The organism is Companilactobacillus paralimentarius DSM 13238 = JCM 10415, assembly GCF_001434985.1.
In the GTDB taxonomy this organism is placed as follows: domain Bacteria; phylum Bacillota; class Bacilli; order Lactobacillales; family Lactobacillaceae; genus Companilactobacillus; species Companilactobacillus paralimentarius.
In genome coordinates, this window is sequence record NZ_AZES01000064.1 from 1 (window position 1) to 20177 (window position 20177).

At 35.0% G+C, this 20177-nt stretch carries 17 protein-coding genes and 1 riboswitch; of the genes, 12 read left to right on the plus strand and 5 right to left on the minus strand.

The window, feature by feature from the left end:
• Positions 1 to 263: 263 nt before the first annotated feature.
• Positions 264 to 358, plus strand: a riboswitch (THF riboswitch).
• 28 nt (positions 359 to 386) lie between these two features.
• The 12 genes from FD33_RS06385 to FD33_RS06440 all read left to right on the plus strand — a co-directional run bounded on the left by FD33_RS06385 (position 387) and on the right by FD33_RS06440 (position 16302).
• On the plus strand, positions 387 to 926 hold the full coding sequence (locus FD33_RS06385; protein ID WP_193322480.1) for a folate family ECF transporter S component: 540 nt from the start codon (positions 387 to 389) through the stop codon (positions 924 to 926).
• Between the two features lie 2 nt (positions 927 to 928).
• Positions 929 to 2218: a bifunctional folylpolyglutamate synthase/dihydrofolate synthase gene (locus FD33_RS06390; protein ID WP_034544551.1), complete on the plus strand. Its 1290-nt coding sequence runs from the start codon at positions 929 to 931 to the stop codon at positions 2216 to 2218.
• Positions 2219 to 2409: 191 nt separating this feature from the next.
• Positions 2410 to 2955 (plus strand): DapH/DapD/GlmU-related protein, encoded by a 546-nt coding sequence (locus FD33_RS06395; protein ID WP_234031748.1) that lies wholly within the window; start codon positions 2410 to 2412, stop codon positions 2953 to 2955.
• A gap of 22 nt (positions 2956 to 2977) precedes the next feature.
• Entirely contained in the window at positions 2978 to 3565 is a 588-nt protein-coding gene (locus tag FD33_RS06400) for a maltose acetyltransferase domain-containing protein (protein WP_034544560.1), read from the plus strand.
• Positions 3566 to 3576: 11 nt separating this feature from the next.
• Positions 3577 to 4038, plus strand: coding sequence for a putative quinol monooxygenase (locus FD33_RS06405; protein ID WP_025086393.1), 462 nt, complete (start codon positions 3577 to 3579; stop codon positions 4036 to 4038).
• A gap of 214 nt (positions 4039 to 4252) precedes the next feature.
• The gene (locus tag FD33_RS06410) at positions 4253 to 5065 is read left to right on the plus strand and encodes a Cof-type HAD-IIB family hydrolase (protein ID WP_025086394.1); all 813 of its coding nucleotides are present in this window, start codon (positions 4253 to 4255) and stop codon (positions 5063 to 5065) included.
• 299 nt (positions 5066 to 5364) lie between these two features.
• Positions 5365 to 7656: an alpha-xylosidase gene (gene yicI, locus FD33_RS06415; protein WP_025085665.1), complete on the plus strand. Its 2292-nt coding sequence runs from the start codon at positions 5365 to 5367 to the stop codon at positions 7654 to 7656.
• Positions 7657 to 7791: 135 nt separating this feature from the next.
• Positions 7792 to 8946: an ROK family transcriptional regulator gene (locus tag FD33_RS06420; RefSeq protein ID WP_025085664.1), complete on the plus strand. Its 1155-nt coding sequence runs from the start codon at positions 7792 to 7794 to the stop codon at positions 8944 to 8946.
• A gap of 146 nt (positions 8947 to 9092) precedes the next feature.
• Positions 9093 to 10391: a PTS sugar transporter subunit IIC gene (locus FD33_RS06425; protein WP_034544259.1), complete on the plus strand. Its 1299-nt coding sequence runs from the start codon at positions 9093 to 9095 to the stop codon at positions 10389 to 10391.
• Positions 10392 to 10394: 3 nt separating this feature from the next.
• On the plus strand, positions 10395 to 11852 hold the full coding sequence (locus FD33_RS06430) for a glycoside hydrolase family 1 protein (RefSeq protein WP_034544257.1): 1458 nt from the start codon (positions 10395 to 10397) through the stop codon (positions 11850 to 11852).
• A 257-nt stretch (positions 11853 to 12109) separates the two neighbouring features.
• Positions 12110 to 13366: a GH25 family lysozyme gene (locus FD33_RS06435; RefSeq protein WP_025085662.1), complete on the plus strand. Its 1257-nt coding sequence runs from the start codon at positions 12110 to 12112 to the stop codon at positions 13364 to 13366.
• A 245-nt stretch (positions 13367 to 13611) separates the two neighbouring features.
• Positions 13612 to 16302: a cation-translocating P-type ATPase gene (locus FD33_RS06440; protein WP_025085661.1), complete on the plus strand. Its 2691-nt coding sequence runs from the start codon at positions 13612 to 13614 to the stop codon at positions 16300 to 16302.
• A gap of 83 nt (positions 16303 to 16385) precedes the next feature.
• Here the strand turns inward: FD33_RS06440 and FD33_RS06445 are convergent, their stop codons facing one another.
• The 5 genes from FD33_RS06445 to FD33_RS06465 form a co-directional block, all read right to left on the minus strand.
• Positions 16386 to 17066, minus strand: coding sequence for a YjjG family noncanonical pyrimidine nucleotidase (locus FD33_RS06445; protein ID WP_025085660.1), 681 nt, complete (start codon positions 17064 to 17066; stop codon positions 16386 to 16388).
• 107 nt (positions 17067 to 17173) lie between these two features.
• Positions 17174 to 17581: an iron-sulfur cluster biosynthesis family protein gene (locus FD33_RS06450; protein ID WP_025085659.1), complete on the minus strand. Its 408-nt coding sequence runs from the start codon at positions 17579 to 17581 to the stop codon at positions 17174 to 17176.
• Positions 17582 to 17745: 164 nt separating this feature from the next.
• Positions 17746 to 18153, minus strand: a complete 408-nt coding sequence (locus FD33_RS06455) for an iron-sulfur cluster biosynthesis family protein (protein ID WP_025085658.1) — start codon at positions 18151 to 18153, stop codon at positions 17746 to 17748.
• Between the two features lie 109 nt (positions 18154 to 18262).
• Entirely contained in the window at positions 18263 to 19393 is a 1131-nt protein-coding gene (locus FD33_RS06460; protein WP_025085657.1) for an MFS transporter, read from the minus strand.
• Positions 19394 to 19534: 141 nt separating this feature from the next.
• Positions 19535 to 19957 (minus strand): SLAP domain-containing protein, encoded by a 423-nt coding sequence (locus FD33_RS06465; protein WP_025085656.1) that lies wholly within the window; start codon positions 19955 to 19957, stop codon positions 19535 to 19537.
• Positions 19958 to 20177 lie beyond the last annotated feature (220 nt).

Below are 20177 nucleotides of genomic sequence, written 5' to 3' on the forward strand. Positions count from 1 at the left end.
TTTTATTTTGTCATTTTTCTAAAGTGGCTAACTTGATTATAAAATTCGCCGAAGAATTAACAAGTTAAAGTTTAATAATAATCGATACGAGAATTCTTAAATTAGAATTTTTGTATCGATTTTTTTAATATTTATGAATACGTGTTATACGAACTATATACACAAAATCTATTGACCTTGTTCGCTATTAGACGTTATATTTAAAAAGTTAAATAAATGGGGAGGAAAATAATAGTAATACCACGATTTAAAAATAAAAAGATAACAGAGTAGAGAATAAAGCGTTAAGTGTCAAAAAGACGGAATGTGCTTTTGAACGAAGAAGTAAATTCGCGGTTTTATTCTCGCATTCGCTGCATAATGATATGTAGCAGCTCTAAGAGGAGATGCTCAAAATGAACAAGAAAAACAGTATTTATTCGATTACCACAATGGGTCTTTTAGTAGCAATGATGATTGTTTTAACTAATTTTTTAAGTATACAAACGCAATTCCTACGTATTTCATTTGAATTCATACCACAAGCCATTTTAGGAATGTTCTTTGGTCCGCTTTGGGCGGGAATTTCATCGGTAGTAGCTGATGTTGTCGGGACAACATTATTTGGTAAAGCTGGATTCTTTATTGGCTTTACGTTAAATGCGCTTATTTCAGGTGTTTTATATGGATTATTCTTCTACAAAAAAGAAATTACTTTAAAAAATACTTTCATCTGTGTTTTACTAAATACCCTTATTATTAGTTTGTTTTTAACACCATTATGGTTATCAATCATGTATCATGTGCCATTCTTTAACATGGGGCTTTGGGTTCCTAGAATTATTAAAGCAGTTGCCATGCTCTTTATTCAAACAGGTTCAATTATGTTCTTTGGTAAGGCACTACCACTAAAAATGCTTGCTAGTCGTTACATGGCGAAAGGATAAAAATGTTTAAGACAGGTTCAGAGGTTATTCAGTGGATTATTTCACGAGGTTACTTTGGCAGTTGTCCTGGATTAGAACGTATTACTGAATTATTACGTTTGCTCGGTAATCCTGAACGAACTTATCCGACAATCCATGTTGCAGGAACTAATGGAAAAGGATCAACGACACGCTATTTGGCTAATCTGTTGCGTACCAATGGTTTGAAAATTGGTACTTTTAATTCGCCATTCATTAAAGATTTTGCTGAACAAGTGGAAATCAATGGACAAGAAATTGATAGTTTTAACTTGGTTAAACTGGGAAATCAGATTAAACCATTAGTTGAGCAAATGGATAGACAAAAAGAATTTTACGGTATAACTGAATTTGAAATTCTCACTGGGTTAGCCTTTTCTTATTTTAAAGGACGAGTAGACATAGCAATTATTGAAGTGGGCATGGGTGGCCTGCTAGATAGTACTAATGTCATTGAACCAGAGTTGACTGCTATTACAACGATTGGATTAGATCATACTGCCTTTTTAGGGGATACAATTGAAAAAATAGCTTATCAAAAGGCTGGTATCATTAAAAAAAATACACCGTTAATTGTTGCAAATGTTTCTGAAGATGCATTGAACGTTATTAAAACCCAAGCAGCAAAAAATGATGCACCAGTATATATTTGGAAACGAGACTATCAAACCGATTATCGAGGATTTGTTAGACAGCAATTTGAAGAATTCAATTTTCATAATCGTGAAATACAATTAAAAAATTTGGAGACACCATTGATTGGTCATCAACAAGTTGAAAATGCAGCTGTGGCATTGGAAATGTACTATCTCTATACTCAAAAACATAATTTGCCTTTTAACAAAAGTAAGATTGTTAATGGGTTACTACAAACTAAATGGCCAGCACGAATGGAGATTATTAGTTTAAAACCTTTGGTAATTATGGATGGAGCACATAATCCTCATGCGATTAAACGATTGAAGGAAAACCTTTTGACTGACTATCAAAATTATCATGTAAAAATATTGTTTTCAGCTATTGTGACAAAGGATATTAAATTAATGTTGGAAGAGTTATTACAGATACCCAATGTTGAAATCACCATGACAACCTTTGATGATGAAAGAGCTTTGAAATTGGAAGATTTTAAAGCTTGGCAACCGCGGATAAAGTTGAATGCTGACTGGCACGAGGCTTATCGGAAACTGAAAAATGAATTACAACCAAATGAGCTACTTTTGATTGCGGGATCACTTTATTTTTCTTCAGAAGTACGTTCACAAATTAAATAAAAGATTGAGCTGAAAAGACAATCTTCTTGGTTCCTTTGGAATCGGAAGATTGTCTTTTTGTATTGTAGGACGAACTAATATTAGTTGGAGTGTGTTTTTGTTATTCAAAAAATGAATTTGTCTAAATACAAGATAAGTATTAGACGAATGTACACTCTACCTTTATTCTAAAAGGTAAAGAGGTAAGAAAAATGAATGCATTAGATAAAGCTTTAAAGGGCGGAATTTTGGATTATGATGAAGCCGATTTTAAATTGGTTGATCAAACAGTAGAAAAAAATACACAAATAATTAATGAAATTAATTATCAAAATCATTCAATTGATGAACGTCGAAGGTTGTTCAGTCGTTTGTTCGGTTATCAAGTTCCTAATACTAGCGATATTAAAGCACCGTTCAATGCAGATCTAGGTTGTCATACTTTTATTAAAGACAATGTTTTTATCAATAAAGATTGTTTTTTCATGGACTTAGGCGGTGTTTGGATTGATGAAGGTACTAAGTTGGGTCCAAGGGTGGTTTTGATAACAGTAAATCATGGAGAGGCTCCTACGAAAAGAAAAACTTTGATTACAAAATCGATTCATATTGGAAAAAATGTTTGGCTCGGAACTGGTGTTACAGTGCTTCCTGGAGTGACAATTGGCGAGAATTCAATTGTTGGAGCGGCCTCAGTAGTAACCAAGGATGTAGCACCGAATAGTGTCGTAGTTGGATCACCAGCTAAAAAAAATTAGGGACGTTAGGGGATAAAATATTATGACAGAACATGAAAAATTATTGGCCGGTCAGGAATATGACTATCGAGATTCTGAATTACAACAGATGATTGCCCGTGGTAAAAAAATGATTCAGGAAATCAACACTCAAACTGATGATAAGCAACGTAGTGAGACAATGCAGTCGCTATTCAAACATGTTGGCACCAATCTAACAATTAATGGGCAATTTGGGGCAATCTACGGATCACATATTAGTTTTGGTGATGATGATTTTATCAATGGCAACTGTTATTTCCAAGATTCTAATTTAATCACTTTAGGTGATCGTGTTATTGTTGCTCCAGATACTAAATTCTATTGTGGTGAACATTCAATAGATGCTAGTCATCGTTTTGGAGTTCGTGAAGATGGTAGCCATTATTTGATTACACACACTGAGCCTATTTCAATTGGTAATGATGTTTGGGTCGGTGGTAATGTGACAATTATCGGTGGTGTCCATATTGGTAATAATGTAATTGTTGGAGCCGGAGCAGTAGTTGTAAATGACATACCTGATAATTGTATTGTCGGCGGCGTTCCTGCTAAAGTAATCAAAAACTTACCTAGTTTAAAAAATAAATGAGGTGAATGATTGTGAAATTACTGAAAAAACCGATTTTCAGCTTGTACAAATTAACCATTGATCCTAAGAACCAGCAGGCCTTCTTAGCAGAAGGAGTGAATAATTTAATAACATCGTATCAAAACGAATCAGGCACTTTAATGATGGTAGCAACACATGAGGATGAGGCTGGTAGCGTTAATTATATTTTTGAAATGTATCAAGATGATGCCAGTTATCAAATTCATGCGGCTTCACCGCAATTTCAACATTATGCCAAATTAGCTCAGAAAGTGGTTCAATCTAAGGAGATTCATAAATTAAGTTTAGAAAGACTTCACACGAGTAATCAACCGTTAGAAATTAAGGGTGAGAATCCATATTTTGTTCGTTTACTTGAAGTTACCGTAAATCATAATAATGTAAAATTTTTAAAAAATATTTCTAAAAATACTGTGGCTAATCTTGTAAGTAGTGTCGATTCTAATTATTGATATTTTTAAGGATAAATCAGCTATGCAAGAAATAAATGTTAATCAGTATTTATCACAAATTTCAACTGAATATACAATCCATGAATTGAAGGTTGATACTATGGTCAGTCAAGCCGATTTAAAGTTGGAATAATCAGCAAAAATAAGTAAACGTTTTCAATGGTCTGCTACAATAGAGTATGTAATTATTTATAAAACAGACGAGGACTTTAAAATGTCAAAATATTCAGTATTTATGGATTTAGATGGGACACTGCTATCAAGTGACCATAAACATATTTCGGTTCGTACTAAAGCTACAATTGAGCGCTTACAGAAGCACGATGTTAAATTCTATATTGCTACAGGAAGAATGTATGAGTTAGCCAAGATTACTCAGAATTTGTTGAATCCTGAAGTAGGATTGATTACCTCTAATGGTGCGGTTTTCGACGGTATCAACGGTCGTGAAGTTACACTGTTGGGTAGCAAGACAGTTGAACTAGCCTATCAAATAACTCAAGTTAATAAGTTACCAATGATGTTGTTTACACCAGAAACAGCTTATTTTACTGAAAAAATTCCACACTTTATTGCTCAGAATGCTGGTAACTTCGATGAAGCATTTGGTTATAAAGAAATTGAAAATCTAGAAGAATTACGTCAGGTAGCTGACAAAATTACCAATGGAGTTGTTTTGAGTCGTGGAGACATGGATGAATTGAATCAAGCCAAAGCTAAGTTAGCTGATAGTAAGAAATTACGTTTATCATCCTCAGGTCCCGATAATATTGAAATGATCCCTTTGAAGACCGATAAGGCTACTGCTATTCAGCAAGTTCAATGGGAACAACGTATCGATGCTGATCATACCTTTGTCTTTGGTGATGGCATGAATGACTTAGGAATGATGCAACAGGCTAAATATTCGGTTGCTATGGGGAATGGAGTAAGTACAATCAAAGAGCAAGCCAACTATGTAACGGAAACAAATGCTAAAGATGGTATTGCTGCATTCTTAGAGAACTTCTTTAAAGATGAATTCTAAAATAATTAGCTTGTTAATCAAGAAAACTCGTAATTATTGAAGTTTGACTAGAGCACACGTTAACAAAATACGAGATGTTCATATCAACCAGTTTATGGTTGATATGGACATCTTTTTAATTAAAAATTATATAATTTATTCCAAACTAAATCTCAATAAAAATCTAAATATTGAATTTTATGATTTTTTTGATTAATAGAATTGAATTAAGCTGTTCTACATGTGTATAATGTAAGCGTTATCGTTAGTTTTTTGTTTAAAAAAACTAACTAAAATTGTCCTGATAGGAGGCTGCAATAGTGAAGTTTACAAATGGTTATTGGATGAATCGTGAAGAATATCAGATTGATTCACCGATGGAAGCTTATGATGCACAAAAAGAAGGGAATAGTCTAAAGGTCTTTGCACCGTTTAAAAGAGTTTTAAGCAGGGGTGATCAACTTAACTTAGGAGCAACAACTATAACACTGACTTCTCCTATAGAGAATGTCATTGGCGTTAAACTGGAACATTTTGACTCTGAAGATCATGGTCCTAGTTTCAAAATTAATAATTTGAACCCTAAAGTAGACATTCAAGTGAAAGATAAAATGGCTTCTTTGGAAAGTGGCGACTTAAAAGTGTCATTACCATTGAATGAGGACTTTTTAATGAAGTTTACAGCCAATAATCATTTGGTTACTGAATCAGTCCAAAAGGCTCAAGGAGTTATATATAATCGCGATAAAAAACAAAATTATATGTGCGAACAATTATCAATGGGTATTGATGAAAAAATTTATGGCCTAGGAGAAAGATTTGGTAATTTTGTCAAGAATGGTCAGTCCATAGATACTTGGAATCAAGATGGTGGAACGGGAAGCGAGCAAGCTTACAAGAATATTCCATTTTATTTAAGCAGTAATGGTTATGGTGTATTTGTAGATGAACCGCAAAAAGTTTCATTTGAGGTGGCATCAGAAAATGTTGATCGAGTGCAATTCAGTACTGAAGGTCAATCATTGCAATACTATGTAATTTACGGTCCAACGTCTAAAGAAGTATTGCATCGTTATACTCAATTAACCGGAAAAATCAATTTACCACCAGCATGGTCATTTGGACTTTGGCTAAGTACTTCATTTACGACCGACTATAGTGAGGAAACTGTTCTTAAATTCATTGATGGCATGAAGGAACATGATATTCCTTTGGATGTTTTTCATTTTGATTGTTTCTGGCAAAAGGGCTTTGAATGGTGTACTTTAGCATGGGATAAGGAACAATTTCCTGATCCTGAAGGATTATTGAGAAAGATTCATGAACGTGGTGTGAAAGTCTGTGTCTGGTTAAATCCTTATATTGCTCAAAAATCACCATTATTTAAAGAGGCTAAGGAAAAGGGCTATTTGATTAAGCGTCAAAATGGTGATGTATGGCAATGGGATTTGTGGCAAGCAGGTAATGGGTTTATTGATTTTACGAATCCGGCCGCTAAAAAATGGTATAAAAGTAAGTTAAAAGAATTGTTGGATATGGGAGTAGATTGCTTCAAGACTGATTTTGGCGAGCGGATACCAATTGATGATGTTCAGTTTTATGATGGCTCAAATCCACAACAGGAACATAATTACTACACACTGCAATATAATCAAGCAGTCTACGATATTATCGCAGAGGTTAAGGGTAAAAAAGAAGCCGTGGTCTTTGCTCGTTCAGCAACAGTAGGTTCTCAGTCATATCCTGTTCACTGGGGTGGCGATTGTCTATCTAACTATAATTCCATGCGTGATACCTTACGTGGCGGTTTGTCGTTTCTAGTATCTGGTTTTGGATTCTGGAGTCATGATATTGGAGGATTTGAAGATGGTGATGATCGGCCAACACCTGACCTATACAAGCGTTGGACCCAATTTGGATTGTTATCTTCACATAGTCGATATCATGGAAGTAATGTTTATCGTGTACCATGGAATTTTGATCAAGAAGCCGTTGAGAATACTAGACGATATGTAAATTTAAAGTTATCATTGATGCCATATCTTTATACACAGGCGGCTTACGATGCTAAGTTTGGTAATCCTCTGATGAGACCAATGTTTTTAGAATTTGAAGATGATCCGAATGTTTCAGATTTGGCCACACAATATATGTTTGGTTCTCAAATCTTAGTAGCACCAATCTTTAATGATCAAGGCAAGGCACACTTCTACTTACCAGGGGGGAAGTGGACTAGTTTGTTGGATAATAAGGTTTATCAAGCACCTGAGTCAGGGGAGTGGTTAAACGATAAATTCGATGAATTAAGTTTGCCAGTCTTGGTACGTGAAAATACTATTTTGGTACGTAATGAAAAAGCCATTCATGCTGAATATGATTATACTAAGAACGTTGATATTCACTTATATCAGATCAAAGAAGGGACTGTCTCAACTAATATCGTTAGTTCTAAAGGACTAGAGGCAGCTTCCATTAGAGTTCAAAGAAAAAATCAACAAATTAAGGTATCAACTGTTGGCGTTAAAGGTAAAGTAAGAGTATATTTACATGAAAATGAACAAATTATGCAAAAAGGATTAATTGATAATCAGGTTGTCTTTAATTTAGAATAAACTATTGTGACAGATTCGTTTTAAGAATGGATCTGTCTTTTTATTGCTAATAGTTGCCGATTGGTCTATACATATGTAGTATGTAATTAGGATTATTAAATTGTTTATATTAAAGCCGTTGAGAAGGTATGTTTAATGAATAGATTAACTATTAGAAGGATAAATGAGCTGAATGTGTTGCGCGAAGTGTTCAATCAGACACCAACATCTCGGGCTGCTGTAGCAAAAAAACTAGGATTAACTAAGTCGACTGTCTATAATATTTTTACTAAATTAGCTAATGATAATTTGGTATATGACATCGGTCAGGGAAACAGTACTCGTAGTGGTGGACGTAAACCAGTCTTGACTAATTTTAATGCTCAAGCTGGATATACTATAAATACAAAAATTAATCAGGCTACGATTAGTTGTATGACAAATTGGTTAGATGGAAGTGTTGTAAATTATCAGGAGTTTCCTATCGATGGCAAGGATGCCTCAAAGCAATTGTTAGCATTATATCAGGCTATTAAATTATCTACGCTTGATAATGCTGACTTAATGGGTATTTCCGTCGCAATTTATGGGGTCGTTAAGGATAATCATATTGTCAAAGCTATGAGTCAAGATTTGATTCAGTATGATTTGGTTCAAATTTTGCAGAGTAGATTTAATGTACCAGTACTATTGGAAAATGAGGCCAATTTGGCAGCTTTAGCAATAAAAGACTTTTCAGGTATTTCAATTCAAGATGCTATTGCACTCAGCCTGACTGATCAAATTGGAGTTGGAGCGATCATTAATGGTCAACTTTATTCAGGAAAAAATAGTCGAGCAGGAGAAATCGGCTCGGGCAAGTATTACGGCTTGGGTAATAAAAGTCCATTGTCATTAGAGAATGTAGGCTCTGATCAAGCTGTTTTTACACAAATTCAAGACTTAAAACAATCCTCAGTAGTTATTGCTGATATTCGTCGTTGGTATGATCTAGGGGATGAAATCGTGCAAGAAGTTTTGAAAAATTTTGAAACTAGTATAATTATTATTTTACAAAATATTTTTTTGCTATTTGATCCTGAAAAAGTGGTCATAAGTTCTCGAGTTTTGCAGGCGATTCCTGAAATAATGAAGCGTGTTGAAAAGGAATTGTCGCAAGTAGTAGATCATGAATTTTATATTGAAGTTTCTGATAGTGTAAGTAGTAATAGTTTATTGGGCGGTTGTGCGATGATAACTAGAAGAATATTAGAACTTCCAGATGCCGATTTACAATTCAAAAATAGAACCATGCCCACAGTTAGTGAGTAGTGAAAGGGACTGATATAAAGATATTAGTCTTTTTTATTTACGATTATTTCGAATAATTATTTTTAATAAGGGCTTGACGTTTCTTTAGAAAACGGTTATATCCTAGTTAGTTCTTTTAATAAAAAAACTAACTAGGAGGGTTATTTATGAAAAGTATTATTTCCGTATTTCAAAATAAATTTTTGCCAGCTTTAGCAAAATTTGGAAATCTGAAGTATATGGTTGTTCTTCGTGATGGAATGATTATTACAATTCCATTTACTATTTTTGGTAGTATTTTTATGATTGTCGTTAATTTGCCATTTACTTGGTGGGCTGACTTTATTAAACCTATTTCAGGTTATTTAAATGCTGCTGTAACAGTTACTTTTGGTATTTTGGCTTTAATTGTAGCTATGGGAATTAGCTATCAATCAGCTAAGGCTAATAAATTGGATACAATGACAGGAACGGTTATTCCTACGGTTGCATTCTTATTAGCGATGTTGAACAATAAGTTGACTATCGATCCAGCCGATCTTGGATCAGGTGGTATCTTTACAGCTATTGTCATTTGTATTATTTCTAGTGAAATTATTCGTTTCTGTGTTGCCCGTAATTGGACAATCGAATTACCTGACTCAGTTCCACCTGCAGTTGCCAAATCATTTTCATCTTTGATTCCTGGCTCAATTGCATTGTTCCTTGTTTGGTTAGTTAGAGTTGTATTACATGTCAATATCAACTCAGTTATCCAATTTATTTTCTCACCACTTGTTGTTGGATTAGATAGCATTTGGGGTATTGAATTGGCTATCTTCTTAGTACTTGCACTTTGGGTTGTTGGTGTTCATGGTACTAACGTAATTGGCAGTATTTATACACCAGTATTCTTAAGCTTCTTAACAGCTAATATCAATGCTGTAGCAAAAGGACATGCTCCAGTTCACATTGCTGCTGATGGTTTCTTGAACTTTGGATTAACTATTGGTGGTACAGGTGCTATTTTAGGATTAGTTCTTTGCATGTTCACTGCTAAGAGTAAACGTTATAAGGCAATGCGTAATCTTGGATTCATGCCTTCAGTCTTTAATATCAGTGAACCTATTATGTTTGGTTTACCTGTTGTTTTAAATCCTACTTTGATGGTTCCATTTATTGTTACACCGATGGTTCTAGAATTTATTACGTACTATCTTATGAAGTTTGGTGTCATTGGTATGATCGTAGCTCAAGTTCCTTGGACAACACCTACAGTTATTAGTGGATTCCTTATGACTGGTGGAGATTGGCGTGCATCACTTTGGCAATTAATTGAATTGATTGTTTCCGTTGCAGCATACTATCCATTCTTCAAAGTCTTAGACCGTCAAGAAATAAAGGTTGAACAAGCTGAAGAGGCTAAAAAAGAAAATGCAGCTACAGACGATTCAATAGCTACTGACACTTCTGTAAAGGGAGCATAATTAATGTATTATCAAAGATTAAAAAAATTTCCTAAGAATTTTCTTTGGGGAGCTGCTTCTGCTGCCTATCAAATTGAGGGTGCTTTTGACGAGGATGGTAAAGGTCCTTCAATCTGGGATACCTTTACCAAAATTCCTGGTAAAACTTTCAATGGTACGAATGGTGATATCGCTGTTGATCATTATCATCGATATAAAGAAGATGTCCGTTTGATGTCAGAAATGGGATTGAAAGCTTATCGTTTTTCAATTGCGTGGTCACGGATAATTCCAGATGGTGAAGGGACCGTTAATCCAGAAGGCTTAAAGTTTTATGATAATTTAATTAATGAGTTAATAAAATATCATATTGAACCGATTGTAACTTTGTATCACTGGGATATTCCCCAAGCATTGCAAGATAAATATAATGGTTGGGAATCTAGAAAAACCATTCAAGCCTTTAAAAAATACTGTCAAACTGTTTTCAAGGCATTTGGAGATCGAGTTAAATATTGGGTAACCTTTAATGAACAGAACGTTTTTACAGCAATGGGCTATAGATGGGCTTCACATCCACCTAATGTTAGTGATGTTAAGCGAATGTATGCAGCCAATCATATCGTCAACCTTGCAAATGCCGAGGTGATTAACTTATTTCATCAGATGGTTCCACAGGGTAAAATTGGTCCTAGTTTTGGTTATGGTCCAACCTATCCGATCACAGCAGATCCTAATGATGTTTTAGCAGCAGATAACGCTGATGATTTTAATAATAATTGGTGGTTAGATGTTTATTGTCGAGGAACTTATCCAGCTTTAGTCATGAATCATTTAAAGGATCTTGGCATTGCTCCAGAGGTGACTTTGGATGATGAAAAACTATTGAAATCGGCTAAACCTGATTTTCTAGGTATCAATTATTACCATGGGGGGACGTTCCAACAGAATCAAATTGAGCATCCTGATAAAACTACGCAGCATGAAAAGAATTTTTCGAAAACTGATCCATATTTGATGCAACCTAAAGGTACTCAGGCACAAACACCAGAGATGGCAATGTTTAACAATGTAGAGAATCCTTATTTGCATAAGACACAGTGGGGATGGGAGATTGATTCAGTAGGTTTCAGAATCTCATTGCGTCGGGTCTACGAAAAATATCAATTACCAATAATGGTTACTGAAAATGGTTTAGGAGCCCAGGATAAGTTAGAAGACAATAATGTGATTAATGATCAATATCGGATTGATTACTTACAAACACATATAACGGAAATGCAACGTGCTTTGACTGATGGTGTAGATTTATTAGGGTATTGTGCGTGGTCCTTTACAGATTTATTGAGTTGGTTAAATGGATATAAAAAACGCTATGGATTTGTATACGTTGATCGTGATGATAATGGTCCTAAAAATTTGACTCGTATACCTAAAAAGAGTTTTTATTGGTATCGTGATTTTATTCGAAGAAATTCTTAAATGAAAATCTCATAGATGATTTAAAAAGTCTATGGGATTTTTTTTGTTATTTGATTTTTGACATTACTTAAAAGTGATACTTAATATAAATAATAATTAATAAAGTTAAATATTGTCAATAATTCAATAGTTATTTTTCCTTTTTTTGTTACATTTTAGTTACTATCAGTGAACAAAACTGTAACTTTCCGTCATTGTCAAGATTTCTGCTTTATAATTTGTTTTGTTGCGATGGCAACGAAAGGGAGAAGGGAATTATGGCTTTGAAAAGAAGAATTATTGTAGCTCTTACTACGGTAATGTCGATAGTTTTGTTTTTCGTGGGTGCAACAGATGTCCAAGCAGCACGTGCTGATATGGTTGATGTGTCCAATAACAATGGGGCGATGACCATTTCTAATTTTACTGATATGCATAATAATTATGGTATCAAAGCGATTGTTACTAAAGTTAGTGAAGGTACATCATTTAAAGATACAACAGCTGCTGGTAATATTACAGCTGCTAAATCTGCTGGCTTATATGTTAATGGTTATCATTATGCTAGATATAGTACTGTTAGTGGTGCTAAAGCTGAAGCTGACTACGCTGCCAAAATTGCTCAAGCTGATGGTTTGCCAAGTGGAGCTGTTTTAGCAACTGATGTTGAAAGTTCGGAACAACAGAACTTATCAACATCTCAAAATGATGCTAACAATGCAGCCTTTATGAGCGAAGTTGCTAAATACGGATATCGTTCATGTATTTACACTATGGGTTCATGGGTTGGTACAACTATGACTGTGGATCAAGGATGGATTGCAGCATATCCATACAATGCTACAGGTGTAGAAGAATATACAACTCAACATGCATGGCAATGGTCAAGTTCATATACATTCAACGGTAGCTATGGAAACTTTGATGTTTCAGAACTTTACGATGATTACTTTGCAAGTTATACAGCACCAGCTGGTTCTAGCTCAACTACAACAACTACTACAGATAATAGTAGCTCAAGTAGTTCTGCTTCAACCGACAGTGGTTCAAACAGTGCCGGTGCAAGTAAAGATGTAATTACTGTCAAGAATTCTTCTGGCAGTTACGTTCCTTTAATGGCACTTCAAAGTGACGGTACGATGAAGAGAATCACTAGCGAAGTTCTAGGTAATAACACACCATGGCAAACGGATCAAACTAAATCAGTGAATGGCGTAACATATTATCGTGTCGCTACAAATGAATGGGTGGCTGCAAGTTATGTAACTGGAAACAGTTCATCATCTGCAACTACTAATAATAGTAGTTCAAACAGTTCATCTAGTAGCAGTAACGTCATTAAGGTGAAGAATCCTTCAGGATTATACGTTAAACTTCAAGCTTTACAAAGTGATGGTTCAATGAAAGATATCACTAATGAAGTTTTAGGTAATAACACACCATGGCAAACAGATCAAACTAAAGTTGTTAACGGTGTAACATATTATCGAGTTGCTACTAACGAATGGGTTAGTTCAGCTTATGTAATTGCCTAATAAATTTTGAATTTATCTAAGATGTTGTGAGTTTTCACAACATCTTTTTTTATAGAAAAATAAGTTACTTGTTCTTTGCTTTAAATTTTGGATTACTTTATAATGAAGACATAACAAGGGAGTAACTTGCAGGTTGCTGTGACAAAATCGTCAACAAGACGTAGCTCTGGTTTTGTCTTAATTAGTGAGACTTGTACGCATATTTAGCGTGCAGGTCTCTTTTTTTATAGAAAGAAGGGATACTAATGAAACAAGTCGAAAATAAAAAGTTTTCTCGGTACTATGCTTTAAGTAAAGGATCTTTGCTAAGTAAATTTAAAACTAGCGAGGATGGATTAAGTAATCAACAGGCTGCAAAGCTTTTGAAAGAAAACGGTCCTAATGCTCTAGCTCAAGGGAAACGAAAGAATCTTATCCAGCGTTTCTTAGATCAGTTTAAGGACTTCATGATTATTGTTTTATTGGCAGCCGCATTAATATCTGGATTGGTAGCTAAAGAATGGGCCGACGCAGCACTGATTTTGGCCGTTGTTATTATCAATGCTATTTTTGGTGTTTTTCAGGAATCAAAAGCCGAGGAAGCTATCGATGCATTAAAGGAAATGTCGACTCCAGAAGCTCACGTAAGACGAAATGGAAAATTAGAAACCATTAGTAGTGAGGATTTAGTTGTGGGGGATGTAGTTTTATTAGAAGCTGGTGATATTGTACCTGCCGATATTCGCTTGCTCGATTCGGCCTCCATGAAGATTGAGGAATCAGCTTTAACCGGTGAATCTGTTCCCGTAGAAAAATCCGCTGAAGTGTTGGCAGATGAGGACATTCCTTTGGGTGATCGGAAGAACATGGCCTATATGAATAGTAATGTGACATATGGTCGAGGCGTCGGCATTGTTGTCAGTATTGGTATGGACACACAAGTTGGGCAAATTGCTGGAATGATCAATCGAGCTGAAGATATTGGAACACCATTACAAGATAATTTGAATTCTTTAGGGAAAACTTTAACTTGGTTAATTTTGGTTATTGCTGCAGTTATTTTTGCAGTAGGTATTTTCAATAATCACGATGGTCTACCAATGAATGAACTGGTTATTAATATGCTATTGGTAGCAATCTCGTTAGCAGTTGCTGCTATTCCTGAAGGGTTACCCGCTATTGTTACAATCATTTTGGCTTTAGGAACAACAAGGATGGCCAAAAGAAAAGCTTTAGTTCGTAAATTACCAGCTGTAGAAACATTAGGAAGTACAGAAATTGTTGCCTCTGATAAAACAGGTACGTTAACACAGAATAAAATGACCGTGGAAAAAATTTATCAATACGGCAAATTACAAGATGCTTCGGAACCAATTTCGGATGCCGATAAAGTTCTACAGGTTATGACCTTTAGTAACGATACAAAGATTCAAAGTGATGGAACTCTAGTAGGTGATCCAACTGAAACAGCTCTAGTACAATTTGGCTTTGACCACGATTATCAGGTGGAAGATGAGTTAGTTAAAGAACCACGTGTTGCAGAAGTGCCGTTCGATTCAGAACGTAAATTGATGTCAACGATTCATCAATTGCCAAATAGTAAGTATCTGGTGGCCGTAAAAGGTGCACCTGATATGTTATTGCAGCGTGTTACTAAGATTCAGGCTACCCCAGGTGAAGTACGTGATTTTACAGAAGCCGATGAAACTGAAATTCTGAAACAAAATAAAAATATGGCCGTTCAAGCTTTACGAGTGTTGGCAATGGGATATAAGATCGTTGACCAGATACCAACAACAGTAGATTCTGACACTGTCGAAAATGATTTGATTTTTGCCGGATTGATCGGAATGATTGATCCAGAACGTCCAGAAGCCGCTCAAGCTGTAGCAGATGCTAAAAAGGCTGGTATCCGCCCAATTATGATTACTGGTGATCATCAAGATACCGCTGAAGCTATTGCTAAACGATTAGGTATCATTAAACCAGGTGATGATGGAGCAGTTATTACAGGAGCTCAATTGGATCAACTGAGTGACGAGGAATTTGATAAAAAAGTTCAACAGTATTCAGTTTATGCTCGTGTCTCACCGGAACACAAAGTTAGAATTGTTAGTGCTTGGCAAGATAAAGGTAAAGTTGTAGCGATGACAGGGGATGGAGTTAATGATGCCCCCGCTTTGAAATCAGCTGATATCGGTATTGGAATGGGTATCACTGGTACTGAAGTATCTAAAGGTGCATCAGATATGGTTTTAGCCGACGATAATTTTGCTACTATTATCGTAGCTGTTGAGGAAGGACGAAAAGTCTTCTCGAATATCCAAAAGTCGATTCAGTATTTACTTTCAGCAAACTTAGGTGAAGTATTGACTTTATTCATGATGACACTGTTGGGTTGGGACATTTTACTTCCAGTTCAACTATTGTGGATCAATTTAGCAACAGATACTTTCCCAGCAATTGCTTTAGGTGTTGAACCAACAGAACCGGGCATTATGGATCGAAAACCCCGTGGTCGTAAGTCTAGCTTCTTAGGTGGTGGAATTGGTTCCTCGATTGTCTACCAAGGCATTCTAGAAGGTCTGATTACATTAGGAGTTTATGGATTGGCAATTACATTTCCAGTTCACACTGCAAATGCTGCTATGCACGCTGATGCCTTGACAATGGCTTATGCTACTTTGGCCTTGATTCAGTTATTCCATGCATTTAATGTTAAATCAACTTACCAATCAATTTTCAAAGTACATCCATTCAAGAATAAGATGTTTAATATTGGAGTTGCCACTTCATTTATTATGGTTGCAGCGACAATTTTAGTACCAGGCTTTAATGGATTATTCCATGTAACAGAGTTGAATTTGTTACAATGGTCAATTGTTTTAGGTGCTGGTGTCTTGATGGTACTTATTGTTGAAATTGTTAAGTCCTTTCAACGTCGCACTAGCAAGTAAAGGATAATAAACGTGTTTATAAAGCAAAATGGCGTTCATGTTGACCGATTTAGTCAATATGAACGCCATTTTTGTATAAGTAATTATTTTGATAAGCTGAGCAATTGCTCCAAGCTTTTGATCTCATAAGTTGCTTCAAAAGTAGTTTGATTAGCAATTTCTTTAGGATTGAACCAAACAGAATCCAGATGAGCCGCATTGGCGCCGGAAATATCCGCTGTTAATGAGTCACCGATAACTAACATTTTTTGTTGATCAATACCAATTTTGTCGATAACAATTTTGAAGAAATTAGGATCAGGCTTCTGATAACCAAGATCTTCGGATAGATATAAATCATCAAAATCAGTTAGTAAGTTGGAACGAGTAAGCTGTGAGTATTGTTTTTCTTTAGTACCGTTTGAAATTGCATAGATATGATGAGTTTGATGTAGTGCATCTAAAACTTGTTTAGCATGTGGCATAAGAATATTTTCTAGTTTAAAGAGTTCAAGATAGGCCGCATTTACTTTAGTACCATTAACTTTTTTTCCAAAGTGATCAAAGTATAATTCAAAACGAGTATTCAAAAGATCGTCACGTTTGATTTCTTTACGTTCTAATTTTTCCCAAAGTCCGTCGTTTAATTCATGCCAATAGGCAATCTGATCGTCGGTGAAGGGGAAGTTAATCTGCTTTGACAATCTATGTAGTGCCTTTTCAGCGTTGGCTTTAGTGTCAAGAATAGTATTATCAAGATCGAATAGCAAAATAGGATATTTCATTTAATTCCTCCACGATAATTATATTAATTGCATTATACTGCTAAATTTGTTTATAAAAAAAAAACTTAGGAAAATTCATCCTAAGTTTTCGTTTGCATGTCATCTGATTAACAGATCTGATCACCAAGTTTAACCATTTTTTCACGACGTTCTTCTGCTGATTCAGGTTTAACATTTCTCCAATCAACAACTGAAAGGGCACCATCGAGAATACCACTATTGTCTTTGAGAGCTAAGGCATTGTGCCATAATGAAGTATTCAAACCATCTGTTAGTAGATCAGCATCGGAAGGGGATGTCTTCAAATCGTAACCTGCGTTATTTTCAAGATCTACGGTGTATTTAGGATCTTCATCTTTTAAAATAACGATTTGAAATTTATCACCGATAGCACAGCTACCACCAAGACTAGAATATTTGTTTGAACCATCATCTGTTGTAAGAATCATTGGGAATCCACTAGGAATTCTTTCTGCTAAATATGCTTGTGCTTCATCTTTAATATTAATTTTCATAGTTGTTTTCCTCACTTATTTGTATTTATTTAAAAGTTCTTTTGATTGAATCTTTATTACAAGTATTACTATACATCATATTTAAGTTGATTACAAATTAATTGTACACAATCTTTTACTTTGAAGAAAAAAGATGCATTTGATTTACATCTTTATTAAATTTATTAGCAAATTTGATCGCCAAGTTTAACCATCTTGTTATGGCGTTGCTCAGCAGTTTCGGGTTTAACATTTCTCCAATCAACAACTGAAAGGGCACCATCAAGAATACCACTGTTGTCTTTAAGAGCTAAGGCATTATGCCAAAGTGAGATATTTAGACCATCAGTAAAGAAATCAGTGTATTGTTCCTCAGTTGTCATGTTGTAACCAGCATTATTTTCGATCGGAACAGTATATTTAGGATCAGCATCTTTAAGAATAACTAATTGAAATTTATCACCGATAGCACAACTACCGCCCAAGCTGGAATATTTATTTGAACCATCATCTGTTGTCAAAATAACAGTACTGCCAGTTGGAATTTTATCTTCTAAATATTTTAATGCTTCATCTTTAAAGTTGATTTTCATAGTTAGGATCCTTTCTATTGCCAAATAGATTGTGCAATCTCTATTTGCACACAACCTTTATTACACTTACTAATCTACAGTATTTAAGAATCATGTGCAAATAGTTTGCTCATAACTTTTTGGAAACAAGGGTAATAATAGACATAATAAAGAGGATTGCCGCGATCCAAAGTAGAACGTTGCTAGTTAAATTCTGTGGACCAAAGTTTCCTAAGTAGTTCCAGATCAATGGTGCAAAAAAAGCACTGATGATCGTAGAAATAGTTAGATAACTGCTCAATGAGTTAATTTGCTCTGGTTCTAATCCTTGATTACTAGCAAAAATTAAATAGGGACCAGTGTAGGAATAAACAAAATTGAACAAGATGGCTGCTATAATCGCAAGATAACTGGTATCAGTGATCCATAAAAGCAAAACAGCAATGGCAGCTCCTAAATAACCTAACGTTAAAGTGAAGTGGTGAATTTTTTTATGTAATTTTCCGAAGGACAATCCAGCGACCAGCCCCCCTAAATTCATAGCTGATAGAGTTAAGTTGATGACTCGTGGATTACCCAATTGCTTATTTTGAAAATAACTAGGTAATTTTAATTGAACTCCCCAGATTAATAGATAAGTAATAAAAGTTAGAATAACTAATTGCCATTTTTGCCAGGGAAGATTGACTTTTGAATTGCTAGTTTTTACCGACAGATTCTCTGGCTCAGTTACGAAGAGTCCAATTAGAATAGCAATTACAATAAGAATTAAATATAGTCCAAAAACTGCACGCCAGATTCCTACTAATAATTCGGCTATTCCTAGTAAAACAGCATTACCTAGAGCCGTTAAACCAGTTTGATAGCCTAACAATCTGGCTCGGAATTCACCTTGATAATTATGGGCAATCAGACTGATAGCATGTGGTGAAAAGAGACCAACACCTAAGCCCAAAATAAAACGACTACACATTATTAGTAGAAAATTATTAATGAAAGCTGGAATCACTCCAGCAGTGGTACTAATGATTAGGCCAAAGATAACAACCTTTTTAATACCTAACTTTCGACAGAGATAGGGATTGGGTAGTATTGTCAGTAAAGCACTGAAATTGGCAATAGTTACGAGCCATTCGATCATTGTTGTGGGCACATTAGGAAAAGATTGTTTCAACTGAGGAATTACTCCTGTAATAACAGTGGTTATGTTGCTAACCGTGGAGAGACTAAGGATGCTGATAGTTGTTTTAGTGGACTTCATAATACCCCTCATTAATTAATTGATAGGCGTAGTCTATCATCGAAGTTCTTTCATTAGCGGACACTTTTGAAAGTAGATAGTGACAATTCTAAAATAAAAAACGACTAACAATAGTCGTTTTAAAAGTGAAATTTATAAATTTTAATAGATTTCTGTCATAGGAACTAAATGTTTGATACCTACTTTATAATAAGTTTTTTCAGCAAACTTTTTTTGACCACCTAATGAGCAAACGGTTCCTTGTGATAAAGTGTGTGATAGCTTAGTTCCCTTGAGATTGTAGGTGGAAGCCTTAGGAGCCAATACCTTAACCATATAATTGCTGGCTGTACTCATTTCATTCATTCCAGTTACATCGGGTGAATTGTTAGTAAGTATTTCAACACCTCTGGCTTTAACTAGTTCATCTTTACCGATAAGAAAGTAAAGATTCTTCCCATTGATCTTTTTAACATCACAGTCCTTGGTAGTGGATGCTGCTTGAATAGGTATAGTTGAAATTGTTGGAACCAAACCAATTGTAAGAAGAGAAGTTAATAATAAACATCTGTTAAATAGTTTCATAATATTATCTCCTAAGGATACATTTATTAAGTGATGGATCAGTAACTAGTTGCTTAATATTCTGTTATCGGAAACATAATAACGCATCTTATCAAAGAGGAGATAGCATGAAAGGTTGTCAATCGGTATAGCTAAGAGTCAAAAGATTTGATAGTTTTTTTTACCCCATCTTCTTAGAAAGAGTTCCGAAAATTAGGTTGACTAGGATTGGCAGTGCGTC